The organism is Sulfurimonas sp., assembly GCF_023229025.1.
Lineage (GTDB): Bacteria > Campylobacterota > Campylobacteria > Campylobacterales > Sulfurimonadaceae > Sulfurimonas.
On record NZ_JALOAA010000026.1, the window covers coordinates 1 to 18,050 of the forward strand.

Sequence of the window (18,050 nt, forward strand, 5' to 3'; positions counted from 1 at the left end):
AAGCTACGCTTTGTTCTTTATACTCTTGAAGCTGGTTTTCTATAGCATCTATATCAAGCTCCATTCCGGCGTTAAAGCCTGCCGTTGCACTCGAGCTGCCTGCCTTTTTGGTTTGTGTATATACAGCAGCAAGTTTGGTCGCCAAGGTCGTCGTCGCCAAGGCTATATTCGTCAGATAATACTCGTCATCGCTTCTTAGTTCATCGACGTAGTATTGCATCTCATTGACATCTGCCTGTTCTATTGCGAGTTTATGCTCTGATAGATCTCTCTTTAGCTGTGAAAGCTTTTCTTCTTGCGTTGAGAGATAATCTTTATAACGGCTATAGTCATCTTTCGCTTTTTTAAGATCCTCCGTTGCTTTTGCAGCAGCATCTACGGTATAGCCAAGCTGTACATACTCGTTTTTTAGTGTCGCTTTCAATTCTGCCTTACCGTGTGCCTCTTTAGAGTCTATATCCGTTGTCTCTTTGGCTTCTTTTATCGTGATGTCGTTTGTTGCTTGGAGGTTTATATCCTCTTTTGCTTCTATGTTGGAGCCTTGAATGAGGATATCTCCTTTATCTGTCTTTGATGAAGATGCATTAATGTTTATGTTGGTTGCGTCTATGTTTGAACTTGCAACCGTTGTCTTTTTCGTTACTTTGGTCTCATCGTCGTATGTTGCCGTGGCAAGTGTTATAGAAGCTTTTCCTTTGTCGTATTCTACTGCGGCGAACGGATTGACAATTGCCGTTGAGAGCGACTTTAGAGTATCACCAAGCCCAACATCTATTTTTTTATGTTTGGAGTAGGTCTCCTCCGTGTTGGTTGCATTTTTTATCTCTATACCTTGAGCACTTGCACTTAGCATATTGTCCGCTTGCATATCTACACCGACCATATCTATGTTTTCTTTTGAGACGAGTTCTATATTTGTTGCGCTCAAGCTTGAATTTAGAGCTGTTTTTGTAAGTTTTCCTTCCAGGTCTTCACTTTTGGAGTAGAGGCTTCCTCCGCTAAACCATCCGGACTTTGTCGTATGCGACTCGTTCATACTTCCGTTATATCCTGCTTGTATATTGATGTTTTCTGTACTATCAAGAGCTAAAGTGTCGTCTGCTTGGAGTTTTGAGCCTATGATATTTATATTATCATTGGTGGTTGTAAGATTTATGTTCACTGCTCTAATCTCTGAGGCAATGTTTGTTGAAGTTGCCTGCTTTGTTGTAGTAGTCTTTGAGCTAAAAGTCCCTTTTTTTGTTCTTTTTATTTCTGAGTAACTACTGTTGTTCACAGCCAGAACATCGAGTTTTTTGCTCTGTATGTCAAGGTCGCCATCTGCCTTAATGTTCGAGCCTATAACCTTTACACTCTCTATGGCGTCTATATCTACATTGTCCGCATTAATGTTTGATGAAAGGTGTTTTGTAAAGTTTGCTTTGTTGTAATTATCAGAGTCGCCTATAAAAAAATCGCTTTTATCTTCGGCAGTTTTTATCTCAACGTCACTTGCTGCAATATTTAGCTCTTTAGCGCTAAGAGAGCTGCCCGTTACATGCAGGTTCTTATCTGCATTTATGTTTAGCGTGTTTGAGGCCTCTATGGAAGAGGCTTCCCCTGTGAGAGTGTAGTTTGAATACTCCATTCCCTTTTTCCATGAGACCTCTTTTTGAGCCCTTTCGTTTATGATGCTGCCTTGTGTAGAAGTCAGTGCTATATTGTCCGCTTTTATGCTCGCACTTGTATTTGTTATATCATTTGTAGCTTGCAAAGCCATATCCTGAGCGGCCTCTATATCTCCTCCGACGTTGTTTATGGTATCTGTCGCACTAATATTAACATTGCCTGCTTTTATGGAGCCTGCGTTATTCAACTCTGCCATGTTTATATCTATGTCATTGGCGGCAATGATCCTTGAGCCTTTAAGCTCGTAGTTTTGTGCATTGGCGATATAGACGACCGGAACAAGCACTCTCTGCCCCTCTACCTCTTGTTCCTGCATCCATACGATGTCTTTGGTCAGTGCATTTATCTGTTCTTTGCTGAGTGCTATGCCGGGAGCGAGATGAAGGTCTTGGCTTGCTTCTATCGCGTTATCCATAAGATGATTGTACTGTTCATTGTCGCTTGTAAGATTGCCGTTTAAAAATCTTTGCCCTGTCTGCTCTAATATACTATCGCGAACCATCCTGTTCTCATAAAGAGCATCACCAAGTCTTTTTGTAGTTGCCTCGGCATCATACCCGATATGGCCAAGCATATAATCACTGCTGATAAAATTTTCATATATGGCAAACTCTGGGTTTGTCTCTATAAGATAGCTGCTTTGAGGGTCTTTCGATAAGACAAAAAAACCGTTATCGTCTTGTGGAAGCGGTATCTCCGCCATGTTTTGCGAGGGAGTAGTTGATGTTATATCCAAAGGAACAGGCTTTAAGATAGTAGTATTTTCTTGTATGTTTCCATTGTTTAACCGATTGATATCTCCATATATAGTGCCCCCCGCGCTTAGATTTGCAGGGATGGACACGTCATCTCTCTTAACTGCATATGGACCGTAGGTATAATCTCCGTAATAAGCAGCGTATTTTACTAGTTTTCCGTCTTGATACAGCCAGCCGTCATGTCTCTTTTTTTGAATACCACTTAAGCTGTAATCATCGTACAATAAGCATCTCTGTGGTTCTGTATAGCAGTTAACAGAGTTATGTAGGGTAATACGAAGTGTCCCTTCATAAGCCTTTGCCCTATTTTCAAAACTTCCTACATCCAAGTACATATCATTTGTACTGATAATATCACTCATCTCATTCATTACGCTATCACTTACAATATGCAGGTCATTTCCGGCTAAGATAGTTGCCCGTTCATAGCTTGGATTGTCATAAGGTATTTTTTCATTTAGCACTGCTTCAAGCGTTGCAAAATGTGTACGAAAAGGCTCTCTTGCCAAGTCAACAGATAGACGGTAGCCAAAGTCGTTTACGTATGCACGAAAAGTATCATTTCTTCCTTCGCCTTTTAACATAAGCAGACCGTTCTCGCCGATTACAGTAGCACGTGAATAACCTATACTTTCGTTAAAATAAACAGAATCCAAAATGCTATTTGAAGTAAAAAAAACATTATCATCAATCTCTTTTACTCTTTTATTGATAAGCTCTTTTGTAAAGATATTGATGTCACCGCTATAAGTCTCTATATTAGCTGAAATATTTTCAACAATATTAATTTTTTCGTTGGCTTTATTTGCTGCCATGGTCAGATTATTAACAGAAAATATATTTGCGTTTTGATTGTTCTGCAGCTTATTTGAGACATAAAGATTCATATCGTTTGCGGCAAATAAAGTCTGATTGTTTATAAGAGTATCCGCCTCTATATCTATATCATTTGCTGATATTAACGCGTTATTTATAAGCTCTCCATCTGTAATAAATTGCAAATAACCATCGGAGAGAATTTTGGCATCATTTTGAATATATTGCGCGGCTTCTATCGTAAGCTCATTACTGCTTTGAAGTGTGTTTTGATTAAACATCTTATCTGCTTTTATGTTTAAAGAGTTTTGTGATGCCACCATACCGTCTTTGACAATCACCTCATCAGCCGCTTGTAATGATACAGAGTTCGAGGAGTATACCTCGTCTTGAAGCTCTATATTTTTGTTTGACTCTACGGCAATATTGTGCGCCGTCATCTTTTGCAATTTAATCGTACCGTCAGCAGTGACGGTTATATCGCCGTTTGAAGCAACGACTTCTGGAGGAAGTGTAACCCCTACGCCTTGAGCCGTCCCCTCCAGAGTGATAGCGTTTGCATACATCCCTCCAAGTACCGATGCATCAAGAGAAGCGAACTTGGCATCAAGTCCGTTAGCGTATATCTTTGCATTAAGCCTCAGCACATTCGCATAAAGCTGCGCACTGTCAGTCTGTGTGGCATCAAGCCCTTCTCCTTCTATGGATATCTCTCCGACCTGTGTGCCGTATGATGATATAGAACCGTTTTGAATGCTTGGTTTACCGGTAGAGAGCGTTACATTGGAAGTATTTATAAATCCTGCTCCGTTTACTGTGATGCCGTTTGGATTTGCTATAACAAGGTCTGCCCTTTTGCCAGCTACCTCCGTATAACCGCCAAGCTGTGAAGGGTTTGTGCTCGTAACTTCGTTGAGTATGACCTTTGCGTTGGACGTTAGATGTGAGTTTCCGTATATATAGCCGCCGAGTTGAGTATTGACAGTCGTATCCATGGAGTTGTTAAGTATAAGTCCCTCTTTTGAAACATTATAGTGATTATATCTGTTATGAGAGAGTCCTTGGGCACTTGGGTTAGCTATATTGACAATCTGCACACCGTTTGGTGCACTCTCTAATGTCGTGTTTGTCGTTCCGTCCGTTTCTATGCCTGCCCCGCTCAATAACGGTGCAAATACCAACAATAAAGAGGTCATGATAGATAATAGTTGTTTATATATTTTTATCATTTTTTGCTCCTTTAATATTTAAATATCAACGAATACCTAAAAAGGTTTTGAGGTCTTATAGTTGAGGTATGTTTAAGTCCTCGACTCAGCGTAAGTTCCATATCTAGGTTCTTTGCAGCTGTTTTTATCCCTATTGCCGCTCCAGCTAAGGAGCCACATGCATTTTTTGTATTGCTCTCACACTTTACTGCACCATAATCAAGTCCTACAAAAGGGGATATGCTCTGCATAAAATATTGATTTAGACTTGGATAAAAACTTTTTATAAAATCATTTCTGATGTAGTAGCCGTTATTTCCATAGTAAGATGCCTCATAGCCCCTTACGGTATAGTAGCTCCCGACACGAAGTTTATTATTATCGTATAGCAGGTCATCCGTATATTGCACATGTGCATTTGAGTTTATTTGATAAGTAGGTATTGGCAAGTTGTAGATTAAATTGGTATCTAATGAATACTTTGTAAACTGAAGCTTTTCGTCCGAACCTAAAATAGAGCCGTCGTCTCTTGCGCCAAGCCAATTTGTTCCACGGTAATAGCTTAATATACTTCTAACTTGTCCCCAGTTTTGAAAATAAGTGTCTACCAGATCCACCTGAGCAAGCGCTGTTTTATAACTAGAGACATCTATAAGCTGATTTGAAAAGTAGTTTTTATTGTCTTTATATTGCACCGAAAAAGCTGCTTCAAGCTTATTGTTTTGAGTACGATGGAGCATCTTGCTCACTTTTAGATTCGAGCCTGTGGTATCCCCGCTTGAGCGATAGGTGTCATTTAGTCCTAAAACAGCCTGAGAGTATTTAAACCTAAACCAAGTGTACGATACTACATAACTACTAAGAGGAAAAGAGTAATCTATCTCAGTACCTGAAATACTTTGATAATAGCTCTGCACTCTGCTACCGTTATAACGAAATGTCAAAATGTCATTTATATTTAAGAGATTGTCTATAGAGAGGTCAATATTTAGATAAGGGTTATTGTCATATCCGTCTTTTTCACCGACCGCTCCAATCATCAATCTATATGGAGTCTCTTTTTGCGTCTGTATTGCAACTATGCTTTTACCGCTTTGTGTTCCCGGCTTTATCGAAAACTTTGAGCTATATGAGGGGACCCTGTTCATCATCTCCAAAGAGGTTTCCAAATTACGTAAATTAAGAGGCTCCCCTTTTTGAAACAAAAATGCCGTTGCTATCCTACCGTCAGAACTATTTGTCTCGCCATGCACAATATTTTCTAAATATCCTATTGATACACGCACATCAAGCTCTCCATCTAAGATATTTTGCTCTTTATAATACGGCTTGGTTGTAATATAGCCTTTATCTATATAAAGCTGCGAAATTGTATTGAGGATATTTTGTAATAATGTTGCATCAATGCAACTATCTAAATATGATGTTAAATACTTTTCCTGTGCATCTTTATCAAATATATCGTCTTCATTAAGTCTGATTAATTCAAGTTTGGTACAAATTGATTTTTTAGATGTTTTTTCCAAGCTTCTAGGAGTAATATCTGCATAAATAATAAAACTAAAAAAAAGCAAAAAAATAACTTTATTAAACAAATAACACTCCTGTTTATTAAAAAAATCAAATAGTAGCAAAATTTAATAAAAAATACAACTTTAATGATAGTTTGTTCTTTAATGTGGCTATTTATAGATTACTTATTTAAATTCACCTTCAGTTTACTAACCTTATCTACAATAGTGTAAAGTTAAATATTCAATCAACTACAGAGGAAGCAGACTATGGCAAAAATCTCCATCTTAACAAAGCGTTCCGTCTTTTTAATATTTTTAGCCTCTAGTGCGGCAAACCCGCTATTTGCATCAACAATTTATATCTACTCCGCTTCTGAGCGTTACCAGAAAGCACCGATTACTCAAAGAGATGTTCAAGATGCTTTAATCTCTAAAGGTTTACAAAATAGTATTGCGGCAAAAAAGAGTCAAGCTATGTTTAAAAAAAGCCAAAATATTAACTCAAAACTTACACATCTCTACAACAATTCAGGTCTTGGGCTCTCAAGGGAGAAAATTATTGAAGCCTTTGCAAAATATGCACTTTTTGATAAAGAGTGTGACTTAAACTCCTATGACTCTGTTGTAGGCTTTGTTCAGAGCATAACTCCAAATCTAACTCAAACACAGCTAAATAGCATTAAAGAGATAGTTAAACTCTAGCTTTAACTTTTATGTAAATCTATTTAGTTATAGTACTCCTTACAAAAAAAAGGAGAACAGATGGCTATTAGTAACAATCAAGTAGTTTCTATGGAGTATGAAGTAAAAGTGGAAGGAAATGTTGTTGATAGCAATGTTAACCAAGAACCGTTGGAGTTTACATTTGGCTCAGGGCAAATAATTCCGGGCTTAGAGTCAAGAATTGCAAGTTTAAGCGAAGGTGAATCTGCTTCTGTAGTGGTTCCTGCAAGTGAAGCTTACGGGGAGTACAATGAAGAGGCTATGCAAAAGATTCCAAAAGAGCAGTTTGAAGGCATAGAGCTATCTATCGGTCTTCCTCTTCAAGGTCAAGGACCAGATGGCAACCCGGTTCAAGTTGTAGTAAAAGATATTTTAGAGAGTGATGTACTTATAGATTTCAATCATCCTTTAGCCGGAAAAGAGCTAAACTTCAGCATAAACATACTTTCTGTAAAGTAAAAAGCCTGCAAGGGCTCTTTACAGATAAATATCAAGCAACACCCCTACCTTAAGAGCATCTACAAAATCCACATATAAGCGAGTCAAATATGTTATAATCTCAAACACACAATCTTATTTTAATTATTATACGAGGATATTTATATGAATGAACCTTACTTTGAGAATATACAAAAAGATATACTCTCTTATAGAGATTATTTAGAAAAAAACAACATGACTATTGATAAAACAAACAAAATGTTTCTTGATTTGATTTTAGATATTTTATACTATTTTGGCACCGAGAACCCTGCTAAACTAGATGAACTTTGTGAATACAATATTTTAACTATGAGAAAAGAGTTTGAGAGCGTTATATACGGAACTTCCGTAAGTGAAAAGACGGAGACGGTGCTGCTTACTTTTTTTCTGCGCATTGCAAAAGAGATGAACGTTAAATACAACAACATAGAGAATGAAAGCTTGGCAAAACTCTACTCTCTTATGACATCTAAGGATTTTAAATACCCTAGTTACATAAAAAGCCAAAAAGTTTTTGCCCTTGATAGTATGCCCGAAAATATAAAAAGAATGCTATCTCTAAAGTAAGCGGTTCTAGGCTTTAGATTATTCTATCGCTTCCGCCATCTATTGCAACCTGAGCGCCCGTTGTTTTTGCAAAAGGTGCTCCTGCCATCGCACATACAAGCTCTGCCACATCATTTGAACATATCTCAGTTTTTAATACATTGTTTGTCTTATACTCATGAACACTCATGTTATAAGCTTTTGCTCGGTTTCTTAAAACTTCATCCGTCCAGATAGCTGTATCAAACACGGCATGCGGATGAAGTGTATTTACTCTTACACCATATTCGCCAAGCTCTAGTGCCGCAATGCGTGCTAGCTGTGTCTGCCCCGCCTTTGCAACCGAGTAAGCGGCTGCACCTTTTCCCGGAGCAGGAAAGTTTTTAGAAGCTACCATGACTATAGAAGCGTCAACTCCAAGTTTTAGAAACGGTGCCGTATATTTAATGAGCTTTTGATGTGAAGTGAGATTTATATCCATACTTCTTTGCCAATTCTCATCGCTTAAACTGTCAAGATTCTCACTTGGAGTAAATATACCTGCATTGCTCACGACTATATCAACTCCTCCAAAACTCTTAACTGCGCATGAGATTGCATTTTGAATATCTTGGCTAGACGTTAAATCACATTTTACGCCAATAGCGTCAGCCTTACTAAATATCTTCTCTACATCCGGATTTATATCAAGAGCGACAACTGCCGCGCCTCTTTTGTTTAGCATCTTTGCGATTGCAAGCCCTATTCCGCTGGCTGCTCCCGTCACGACAGCGACTTTTCCGCTAAACTCAGGTGCGCTTGCTCCACCTTTAAGTTTTGCCTGCTCAAGCGACCAGTACTCAACTTCAAAGATATTTGCCGCACTTAATGCTTTGTATCCGCCCAATTTCTCGGCTTTTAAAATTGCCTCGTAAGTGTGCTCATTTATATCTTTTATGATATTTGCCTCTTTTGCATTTGCTCCAAAAGAGAGAGTGCCGTTACCTCTAAGAATCGCAAAATTAGGAGCTGGATTTAGAAGTGTCTCATCTTTTTTATTTTGCTCAAAATAATTTTTATACTCTTTTACATACTCTGCCAAATCAGATGCAAAATCATCTCCCAAAATAGCGGGAACTCTTTTTGTTCTTATAACATGGTCAGGCGTTAGCGGTCCTTGTATAGCAATTTTGTCTATATTTTGCTTTGAAAAATGTACTGCTATATCTGAATCATTTAAAATGCTTATTGTAGCTCTGCCTTTAAGGTTTGATACCTCTTTTCGGATTTTTGCCAAAGTGAGAAGCTCTAAAGAGACATAAGCTCTTTCTATATTCAAGGTAGCACCCTTAGCTTCAAGATACTTCTCAGCTTTATCAACAAGCTCTATAGTTTTTTCATAAGACTTTTTTGCATCGTCACTAAATGTAAAAAGTCCATGATTCATAAGAACCATCCCCTCTAACTCACTCCAGTTCACATCTCTTGTCATATCATAAATAAGTTTTGCAAGCACAAATCCGGGCATGATATATGGAATAACAAGCACTTTATCGCCGTATAGCTCTTTTATCCTTGCCTCACCATCTTTTGTGTTTGTAATAGTAACAACCGCATCGGTATGTGTATGGTCAACAAATTTAAAAGGGATAATTGCATGCAGTATTGCTTCAACAGAAGGGTTTGGAGCAGAAGGGTTTGTCATGGCAAGACGCTGATACTTTACCATGTCAGTATCACTTAGCTCTTTTAGCTCTGACATCTTAAGAAGCATCTCCATTTTTACAGGAGCAAAACCCTCAGCCTCTATAGTAGCCAAATCCCAGCCGCTTCCTTTGACGTACAAAATCTCTTCACTCTCGCCAAAAAGATTTGTTGCAGTTGATTTTACAGAGGTGTTTCCGCCGCCATGAAGCACCAAAGAAGGGTCACACCCAAGTAGTCTTGATGTATAGACTCTTAAATCCAAGTCCGTTTTAAATCTACTCGCTTCTTCATCATTCCATAAACTTGTCAAATTATTACCCTCTAAATTTTTCTTTTATTTTATCGAAGTCTGCCTCGCAAACTCCTTTGTTTGTTATCAGCCCTGTAATGAGCCTAGCAGGTGTTACATCAAAACCGTAATTTATTGCGGGCGAATTCTCTGGAGTTATGCGGACTCTTCTTGGCACACCCTCTTCATCCACTCCGTTTATAAATCGCACCTCATCAGGGCTTCTAAGCTCTATTGGTATCTCTTTTACACCATCTTTTATCTCAAAATCAAAAGTAGAAGCGGGGATTGCCACATAAAAAGGGACATTGTTATCATGAGCCGCAAGCGCTTTTAAATATGTTCCTATCTTATTTGCCACGTCGCCATTGGCACTTACTCTGTCCGCTCCGACTATTACCATGTCAACTTCGCCTATTTGCATCAGATGTCCACCGGTATTATCAGCTATGATAGTGTGCTCAATTTCACTTTGGGCAAGCTCCCATGCAGTAAGAGACGCACCTTGGTTTCTTGGTCTGGTCTCATCCACCCAAACGTGAACATCTATTCCTCTTCTCTTTGCCTCATAGATTGGTGCAAGGGCTGTTCCCTCATCTATTACGGCTAGCCACCCTGCATTGCAGTGAGTTAAAATATTTATCTTTGTTTTATTCTTCTTTTTTAAAATATCTTCTATGATGTCACAGCCATGTTTGGCTATCTCTTGGCTCTCTTTTGCCTCTTTATCATTTAACTCTATAGCAAAGACTCTTGCATCTTCTATCAAGTTGTTTGAATCTTTTAAAAGTCCCATCATCTTATCTACTGCCCACATGAGGTTTACGGCAGTCGGGCGGGATTCTCTAATAAGTGCGGCTTTTTGGCTTAACGCTTCGTAATCCCCATCAACCTCAATAGCAGCTATATATATTCCAAATGCCGCAACACTCCCGATAACTCCGGCACCGCGAACAGTCATATTTTTTATAGCACTTACAACTTCATCGGTATTAGTCAAATATTTTGTATCATAAACAAAAGGCAACTGCCTCTGATCTATTACCTCTAAGCACTCATCAAACATATCATCACTTAACCATAAAGCCTTGTAGTTACCCTGCATTTTTTATAATCTCCAATATCTCATCAACGCTATCTATTTTATCATGCCCAATCACGAACTCTCTGGCAATTTTTAGAGCTGTTTTTTCTGCCTCGGCTCTAAGGTCTTTATCTTCAATACCTCTTATCTCTTCAACCCCTGCAACGCCATAAACTCTTCTTGCCATTTTACAACCTGCAAATCCAACACTATCTTTTAAAATATTTTTTATAAATCTCTTCTTATAACTATTTAGCGTTTTTTCGTCCAAATACCCATCTACCAGTAGAGCAGACTCTCTATCCTCACTCCAAAAATTTAAAAACTTCTCACTAAATTTTTCCAAAACCTCTCTGATTGTCACAAGAAGCCAAGTTTTATAATCCTCATCTTTTGAAACTACTGTGTGATGAATATAGCTGTTTATCAGATTTGCCAAAAGAGCTCCCACATCAAAACCAAAAGGTCCTACAAATGCAAATTCAGGGTCTATAACATATGTCTGAGTCTCATTTATCATAATAGATCCCGTATGCAAATCTCCATGCAATAGGGCATCACTTTGTGTCATAAACTTATATTTAAGCTCTAAGACTCTCTCTTTAAACTCCATATCCTCAAACAGTTTCTTTGCTTGAGGATTATTTTTAACATTCTCATTATCGTTTGTCTCATGCTCCATAAAAGCAAAACTAAAAACCAAATCTTCTGTTAGCTTGCACAACTCCGTGTTGCCATTAAATCTATCTACTAGCTCTCTTTTTTGTCTGCTACTTAAATAAAGGGATGATGTATAGTAGAGCGTAGCTGCCATATATGTCGATATATGGTCACTGAAATTTTTATACTTAATCTTATTAATCAGCCCTTTTCTCATAATTATATGTTCACCCAGATATTCCATAACAACTAAGCTCATCTCTTCGCTAGCATAAAATATATTTGGAGTAAAACTAGGATATATAGTATAAAACTTCTCAAGAGCTCTTATCTCATAGGTCATTCTCTCGCGTCCTAAAGGAAACTCCTCGCCAACGCATCTAAGATAGGGAACGGCTTGCTTTGCAATCAAGCTCTTTTCTTGATTTTGTGCAGAGCTGATTTTATATACATAGTTAAGATTACCATCGCCAATCTCCTGCGCCACTAAATCATCAGAGTCAAAATAATCAACAATCTCTTCTATCTTTGAGAGATACTCTATTATGCTTGTTTTATCTAATTGCTCATAGTTCATGTTTTCCTCTTTGTTTAAAAAATTGTATCATAATAAGCTATTATTTCATTAAAAGGAGGTTTTCACATGGGTTGGACTTGTCAACATGATTATAAAGGTTACTGCAAACTTATTAAAAAAGAGTGTGTTCCTGGAATGAAAGGTTGCATATTAAAGAGTAGCGAATATACATTTAGCACCGGAAGCTATGAGGAAGATAAAAAAGCACAAGACGAAAAACAGCAGACGCAGCAGATAGATTTTGCAGAATTAGCGCGGAGCAATTAATCCCAAAACTCTAGCGGATTTGGATGCAAAAAAGTATAGCCAAGTTCTTTAATTAGCTTCTGCGATGAGACTCTGCGGTTTGAAAACCCCTTAAAACTCCCCATCTCTGAACCAAATTTTTGACTATTTTTTATATGAATCTCTTTTCTTGTCGGATGTTGTGGGGCGACAAGATTGTATATACCTCGGTTTATACCGCCATAAAGCATAATTTTTACAATATTTATCACATCATCCCTATGAATGTAGTTGACGAAACCGTCACTAAACTCAGTTGCACTCTTCCATCTTCCTGCAACTCGGTCATCCCCCATAAGACCACCGAGTCTTAAGATAAGGAGTCTCTCTTTTAAGCTAAGAAGCAAATCCTCTGCCTCTTTTATAAGTGATTTTTTGGTAATTTTAAAGCTCTCATCTACCTCTGAATCAAACTCTTTGTAGACAGAAGTTGAACTCATTAAAATTATATTACACGTAGGCTTTGTTAATGTTGCTATTTTTTGAAGTGTTTTTAAGTAGTTATCTTTAGTGTTTATTGCAATTATTATTGTATCGCTTTGCCAAAAAGTAGAGTCGTCTTTGATTAACTCTCTTGAAAAGCACTCTACATGCATCTCCTTGGCAAGCTCATGCGAGAGTGGTTTTCCAAGCCAACCGCACCCAACAATGCCGAGGCTCTTTGGTTTTATCATTTGCTATTTTTTTTATTTAGGTTATAGCTTTTTTTGATTGCTAGCATCTCATATAGTGAGACTTCCTCTCCGGCATCTTGGATAAGTTGATCGGTATCGCTGTATTGACCCTTCATACTTTCAATCTCCTTGTATCCATTTGGCTTAATCTCGCTCATTGCCAAATTAATACCGGCTGCCCAAAACAGAACAATCACTAGCCAGACAATTTTTTTTGCACCGGCATAAACTCCAATAAAATGAAAAGCTATACTAAGAAGTACGGCTACCGTAATTACTATTGTAAGACTCATCTTGTTAAATGCTCCCCTCTTGGTTTCATCTCTATACCTGTTCCCTCTATCATCTTGTCTCCAAGAAGCCTGACACCCATAGTTCCAAGAACCATTAATCCGGAAACAAACAATAAGAAAAAGAGTGCCAGCCCGTATCTCTTAAATCTCTCTTTCATCTACTCTTCACTCTTTTTTATCTCTTCTTCTATATCCGGCTCAATGCCAATCCACTCAACACATCTAGAGGTATGGAAGTCTCTCTCATAATCATCATTTTTAAAGAGATGATCTTCAAGTATCCAGCCCATTTTCTGAGCAACTAAAACAGATCTTGATGTTGTTCTGCGCATCTTGTTTTCACAAATTAATGTATCACCTTTATTGAACATGTCCTCAACATTTTGCATTCTTGAGGTTGTCATGTTGTAGTGAAAAGCAATCATCAAAGAGACCATAACCCCAACTGATATCATCCCTTTTTTAAATGCACCCTTTGGCATAAACTCTCTTGTTGTGACAATTGCGGTTATAGTTAATATAAAAATACCAATTACTATATATACAATCTCTAACTCTAAAAAAAGCTCCATATTATCTCCTAATTTGTATATTGTTTTTCCCAAGCTTCAAACTCGGGAGTAAAGTACTCTATTCTTACTTTTTTAAACTCTCTTGAACTATATAGGGGCATATGGCTCTTTGACTCAATTTCCGATGCCATCTCCTCTATTATTGCATTTGTCTCATCAGTGCTCTTTCCATGAACCATAGTAAAGAGGTTATATGGCCAGTTTGCATATTTTGGGCGAAGGTAACAGTGACTTACCGCACTAAATGCGGCAGCCTTCTCCCCAATAGCTTCTCCATTTTCTTCATCAACATCCCAGACCACCATCGCATTAGCGCTAAAGCCGGCTTTTCTATGATTAAGAATTGAAGCGAATCTTCTCATAACCCCCGCCTCTTGCAGTTCGCTTAAAATTCCAAAGAAAGTATCATAATCAATCCCTAGCTCATCTACCATCTTTTTAAACGGCTCGCTTACCATATCTATATCATACTGAGCACGTCTAATTACTGCATGATGAAGAGGAGTAAGCTCTATTTCTCTATGCTTTACTTTTTTTACTTCCTCTTTTTTCTCATCTTTTCCGGTAGTGTTAAGCTTGACATTTATCTTAAAGAGCTTTAGGGTAGGAAGCATAATATAATCATCCGCTTTAGTGGCTGATGCTAGTACTTCCAGAGTCTTCTCCAAACCGAGTTTAGAGTCAGGAGCAACCGCAAGCGTAAACCAGATGTTAAAATCATGATTTCTCTCATAGTTGTGCGAAATTCCCGGGTGAGAGTTTATAATCTTAACCGCATCGCTTATTTTCTCAGGTGAGATTTTAAATGCAACCAAAGAAGATATGTAACCCAATCTTTTTGTATCAAAAATAGCCGATGTTTGACGGATAATATTGCTTTTTTTCTGCTCTTGCAAAATATCAAGAACCTCATCTTCACTCATATTTAACTCATCAGCTATTACCTTAAAGGGTCTTGCAACCAAAGGAAACTTCTTTTGAATACGTGATAAAATTTCATCTTTCATATATATTGTTTTTCCATTCATTATTTTTATTTGCTTTGATTGTAATCTAATTTCAATTAATCTAAGTTGATTTCTATCAATAAGAGTTTCAAAAAAACTATGATATTATGTTGCTTAAATATAGACAAAAAGAGACAATTTGAGTTATTTTCCAGCATTTTTAAAACTCGAAAATAAAAAGGTCCTAATAGTCGGTGGTGGCGGTGTCGCTTCTAACAAGCTAAAGCATCTTTTAGATTTTACATCAGATATCTCGATAATAGCACTCGAGTTTTCAGCAGATATGCTCAAGTTAATAGAAGAAAATAGTCTCTATTTTGAAAAAAGAGGCTACAATAGGGGTGATATAAAAGATTTTGCGATTGTTATAGTTGCAATTGATGATATTTCTCTTCAAGCAGAGATATTTGAAGAGTCAAAACAGTATAATTGCCTTTGCAACTCTGTTGATTCGGTAGAGTATTGTGACTTTATTTTTCCGTCATATATAAAAAAAGATGATTTAACCATTGCGGTATCTACAGCAGGAGCTTCCCCCGCAATAGCAAAACATCTCAAAAGATATCTTCAAAAGTTGCTCCCATCGGATATAATCAATTTCTTAAAAGAGATGAGAGAACTAAGGAAAAGTTTGCCAAAAGGCAAAGAGAGAATGCAGATGCTTGATACAAAAGCGCAAAATTATTTTAAAACATGGAGTAGTAAATGAGCATGAAAAAAGCTTTAATATTTGGATTTTTTACAGCCTTTTTGTTACTGGGAATAGTCTCAATGCAAAGAGCGGTACCCGAAGCAAAAGAAGAACGTATATATAAGGCTATAAGGGTTTACAGTCCATATGAAGTAGAGAAAAAAGTAGGCGGCTTAAACATTATCGACAAGCGTGACGGAGAGAAAGAGAGCCCTAGCTCAAAAGAGTTTTTTCATAGACTTGATGAGCTTGACAAAAAATGGGGAAAAGAGCACCTAAGAGTTGAGAACAATGAGGTTTTAGTCATTGGTGAAAACAACCAAACAGTCGCTAGAATCTTTATTAAAACAAACAAAGAGAGAGATTTTCTTAAAAATTTCTACGGTATCTAAGCTCGCTTGAAGTAAAACTGCTTCTCTAATGCCTTATCTTAAAAGATAGGCATAGCGCTAAAAAAAGCACAAAAACAGAAGTGCTGTACAGGACCGTATAGCTAAAATAGTGCAAAATCACTCCTCCTGCAATTGAGAAAAACATCCCCAAGGAGACAATATTCATCTGAAGAGCAATATAAATCGGTCTCTTCTGTGCTGGTGCAATCTTGAGTATAAGGTTGCTAGAGGCTATCCTGTTTCCATCAATTGAAGCACCGACTAAAAAGAAGATGAACATATACTCATAAAGCGATGATGCGTTTGCCGCCATAACTACAGCAGTTATCTGAAAGAATATAGAGATTTTTGCGGTTAAGGAGTTGTTTCCGCGTCCACTAAGATTTCCCCACAGAAAATTACTCAGCATTGCACCAATCATCTGAGTTGTAATCAAAGAGCCTATCGCTATACCGTCAAGGTCTATCTTCTGCTGCGCATCAAGAATAATAAACGGCAGAGCAATTAGATATCCGTAAGCCAAAAAAAACGTAGTGACTTGAATCTGAAGATTATTGTCTGCCTTTAAAAGAGCATAAGAGTTTTTTAAAAACTCTTTAAAGGAGTTCTCCCTTTTAGAGACCTCCTCTTTTATCGGCTCATCTACCGAAGCAAATGCTATATATCCAAAGCCCATAATAAAAGAGCTTATTATAAAGAGGTAGCCGTAACTTTGAGGCGGCTGGAATGATTCTAGAATCCAAGCAGCAAGCGCACCGCTTATAAGACCGCCTACAGCGCTGAAAAACTGGCGATATGCCATAGTTTTTCCACGAAATTTATGAGAAAAAATCTTAGCCATTATCTCTCTAAAGTATATTGCTGCAAAACCGGCACTAAAAGAGAACATAAAAAGACCAAAGCCTATGGATACTAGCGTTAAATTTGGATAATTTTCTCCAAAAAGAGTAATTGCAATACCGATTAAAAACCATGATAAAAAGCGTATAAAAAAGATTTTGCGAAGATATGGCATCATTAACTTATATGTTTGAGCATGAAAAGCTGCAAACAGTTGCACTACGATTGCACCGCCTCTAAGAAGAGCCGCAAAAAAACCAACAAGCATTGAGCTACCGCCAAAGTAGTTTACAATAAGCGGCAAAATTGTTGATGGCTCGGCAATTGTAGTTCCTATTGCCAAGAAGAAACCATGTAAAATGTTTTTTACATGGTTAGAGAATTTATCCATTTAACATTTCGTAAGCTTCTTCTATTGAGGCAGCCTTTTGTGCCACAAAAAGAAAAACAGCTGCGTTAAGTCGTGCTAACTTTAAAAACTCATCCGAAGGATTATTTGTTTGCTCTAGTGATTCACTAAGAGTTATTTTCTCCCAAGATTTGGTATAGTTAATCCCGTAATATTCAGGATCTACTATAATCTCCTCGACCTTGTTACCATCAGCAATCCACAAGCGTCCTTTACTAAATAGTTCCGGAGTACCTTCGTTTCCTTGAATAAGGGCAAGTCTTTTATATCTATGCGAAAAAACATCTACATATTTTTGTACAAACGGTTTATGAAAAATCCCTGTAATGGCATAATCACTCAAAGATACATTAGTTAACTTCTCTATTGTATTTAACCCTGTACGAAGCCCAAGTCTCATGCGCAACGGAGTTAAATCATGCATCTCTTTAAAAAAATCAGCTCTATCAAAATAGTAAATATTTTCATCTAACTTTAGACTAGTTGCCGTCTCCTTAAGAGTTATTCCCTTTTTTGCGGGCGCTAAGTCATCTCCTACGACAACAAGATTAAGCTCTGAATTTTTAAAAATCTTTGCAACAAGAGGAAATATAAATGGGTTATTAACTTTACCGTCAAACGGGTAACCTAGCTCTATTGAGTTTGGCACTGCTCTTTTTTTAATAAACCCATCACACACCTCAACAACACCCCTAAACTCATCTATTGTCTCAGGTTTGAGCCTCCACCCTAATAAAAAAGCAGCAATCTGCTCGTCATAAGCAGTTCTATTTAAGGTCTGCTCCATCATATCTTTTGCCTCTTCAAGGCTTAAATCCCTATTGCCTTTTTCACCTGTTCCAACAGCATGAATATATTTAAAAAAATCCATATCT

General features: G+C 37.5%; 18 protein-coding genes. 6 read left to right on the plus strand and 12 right to left on the minus strand.

The window, feature by feature from the left end; translation table 11 throughout:
• Positions 1-4,471, minus strand: a 4,471-nt coding sequence (locus tag M0Q20_RS07385; protein WP_295059984.1) for a hemagglutinin repeat-containing protein, incomplete at its 3' end; no start/stop codon positions are given.
• A gap of 11 nt (positions 4,472-4,482) precedes the next feature.
• Positions 4,483-6,045: a ShlB/FhaC/HecB family hemolysin secretion/activation protein gene (locus M0Q20_RS07390; RefSeq protein WP_295059987.1), complete on the minus strand. Its 1,563-nt coding sequence runs from the start codon at positions 6,043-6,045 to the stop codon at positions 4,483-4,485.
• A gap of 186 nt (positions 6,046-6,231) precedes the next feature.
• Here M0Q20_RS07390 and M0Q20_RS07395 point away from each other — a divergent pair, with 186 nt between their 5' ends.
• From M0Q20_RS07395 to M0Q20_RS07405, 3 genes are all read left to right on the plus strand, one after another.
• Positions 6,232-6,666 carry a hypothetical protein gene (locus M0Q20_RS07395; protein WP_295059989.1) on the plus strand — a complete coding sequence of 145 codons (435 nt, stop codon included), beginning with the start codon at positions 6,232-6,234 and terminating at the stop codon, positions 6,664-6,666.
• A 60-nt stretch (positions 6,667-6,726) separates the two neighbouring features.
• Entirely contained in the window at positions 6,727-7,146 is a 420-nt protein-coding gene (locus M0Q20_RS07400; protein ID WP_295059991.1) for a peptidylprolyl isomerase, read from the plus strand.
• A gap of 144 nt (positions 7,147-7,290) precedes the next feature.
• Positions 7,291-7,737, plus strand: coding sequence for a hypothetical protein (locus tag M0Q20_RS07405; protein ID WP_295059994.1), 447 nt, complete (start codon positions 7,291-7,293; stop codon positions 7,735-7,737).
• Positions 7,738-7,750: 13 nt separating this feature from the next.
• On the opposite strand, the gene M0Q20_RS07410 is transcribed toward M0Q20_RS07405, so the two are convergent.
• The 3 genes from M0Q20_RS07410 to mtnK are packed head-to-tail and all read right to left on the minus strand — an operon-like array spanning position 7,751 to position 12,012.
• On the minus strand, positions 7,751-9,712 hold the full coding sequence (locus M0Q20_RS07410; protein WP_295059996.1) for a bifunctional aldolase/short-chain dehydrogenase: 1,962 nt from the start codon (positions 9,710-9,712) through the stop codon (positions 7,751-7,753).
• A 4-nt stretch (positions 9,713-9,716) separates the two neighbouring features.
• Complete coding sequence (gene mtnA, locus M0Q20_RS07415) at positions 9,717-10,796, minus strand: S-methyl-5-thioribose-1-phosphate isomerase (RefSeq protein ID WP_295059999.1); 1,080 nt, start codon at positions 10,794-10,796, stop codon at positions 9,717-9,719.
• Positions 10,786-12,012: an S-methyl-5-thioribose kinase gene (mtnK, locus tag M0Q20_RS07420; protein WP_295060002.1), complete on the minus strand. Its 1,227-nt coding sequence runs from the start codon at positions 12,010-12,012 to the stop codon at positions 10,786-10,788. The genes mtnA and mtnK overlap by 11 nt, the downstream gene beginning before the upstream one ends.
• A 66-nt stretch (positions 12,013-12,078) precedes the next feature.
• Between mtnK and M0Q20_RS07425 the strand changes: the two genes are divergently transcribed.
• On the plus strand, positions 12,079-12,279 hold the full coding sequence (locus M0Q20_RS07425; RefSeq protein ID WP_295060004.1) for a hypothetical protein: 201 nt from the start codon (positions 12,079-12,081) through the stop codon (positions 12,277-12,279).
• On the opposite strand, the gene M0Q20_RS07430 is transcribed toward M0Q20_RS07425, so the two are convergent.
• From M0Q20_RS07430 to M0Q20_RS07450, 5 genes are read right to left on the minus strand one after another with little or no spacing between them, the layout of a single operon-like run.
• Positions 12,276-12,971 carry a hypothetical protein gene (locus tag M0Q20_RS07430; RefSeq protein ID WP_295060006.1) on the minus strand — a complete coding sequence of 232 codons (696 nt, stop codon included), beginning with the start codon at positions 12,969-12,971 and terminating at the stop codon, positions 12,276-12,278. The genes M0Q20_RS07425 and M0Q20_RS07430 overlap by 4 nt on opposite strands.
• Positions 12,968-13,264 (minus strand): hypothetical protein, encoded by a 297-nt coding sequence (locus tag M0Q20_RS07435; RefSeq protein WP_295060009.1) that lies wholly within the window; start codon positions 13,262-13,264, stop codon positions 12,968-12,970. The genes M0Q20_RS07430 and M0Q20_RS07435 overlap by 4 nt, the downstream gene beginning before the upstream one ends.
• On the minus strand, positions 13,261-13,422 hold the full coding sequence (locus M0Q20_RS07440) for a hypothetical protein (RefSeq protein ID WP_295060012.1): 162 nt from the start codon (positions 13,420-13,422) through the stop codon (positions 13,261-13,263). Before M0Q20_RS07440 ends, M0Q20_RS07435 begins: the two co-directional genes overlap by 4 nt.
• The gene (locus M0Q20_RS07445; RefSeq protein ID WP_295060015.1) at positions 13,423-13,836 is read right to left on the minus strand and encodes a hypothetical protein; all 414 of its coding nucleotides are present in this window, start codon (positions 13,834-13,836) and stop codon (positions 13,423-13,425) included. It abuts the gene before it with no gap.
• Between the two features lie 8 nt (positions 13,837-13,844).
• The gene (locus M0Q20_RS07450; RefSeq protein ID WP_295060018.1) at positions 13,845-14,864 is read right to left on the minus strand and encodes an Lrp/AsnC family transcriptional regulator; all 1,020 of its coding nucleotides are present in this window, start codon (positions 14,862-14,864) and stop codon (positions 13,845-13,847) included.
• Between the two features lie 118 nt (positions 14,865-14,982).
• Between M0Q20_RS07450 and M0Q20_RS07455 the strand changes: the two genes are divergently transcribed.
• Both M0Q20_RS07455 and M0Q20_RS07460 read left to right on the plus strand, forming a co-directional pair.
• Positions 14,983-15,552 carry a bifunctional precorrin-2 dehydrogenase/sirohydrochlorin ferrochelatase gene (locus M0Q20_RS07455; protein WP_295060021.1) on the plus strand — a complete coding sequence of 190 codons (570 nt, stop codon included), beginning with the start codon at positions 14,983-14,985 and terminating at the stop codon, positions 15,550-15,552.
• Positions 15,549-15,926, plus strand: coding sequence for a hypothetical protein (locus M0Q20_RS07460; RefSeq protein WP_295060024.1), 378 nt, complete (start codon positions 15,549-15,551; stop codon positions 15,924-15,926). The genes M0Q20_RS07455 and M0Q20_RS07460 overlap by 4 nt, the downstream gene beginning before the upstream one ends.
• 25 nt (positions 15,927-15,951) lie before the next feature.
• Here M0Q20_RS07460 and M0Q20_RS07465 read toward each other — a convergent pair whose 3' ends face one another.
• Both M0Q20_RS07465 and M0Q20_RS07470 read right to left on the minus strand, forming a co-directional pair.
• Complete coding sequence (locus tag M0Q20_RS07465) at positions 15,952-17,157, minus strand: MFS transporter (protein WP_295060026.1); 1,206 nt, start codon at positions 17,155-17,157, stop codon at positions 15,952-15,954.
• The gene (locus M0Q20_RS07470; protein WP_295060029.1) at positions 17,150-18,046 is read right to left on the minus strand and encodes a glycosyl transferase; all 897 of its coding nucleotides are present in this window, start codon (positions 18,044-18,046) and stop codon (positions 17,150-17,152) included. Before M0Q20_RS07470 ends, M0Q20_RS07465 begins: the two co-directional genes overlap by 8 nt.
• Positions 18,047-18,050: the final 4 nt, after the last annotated feature.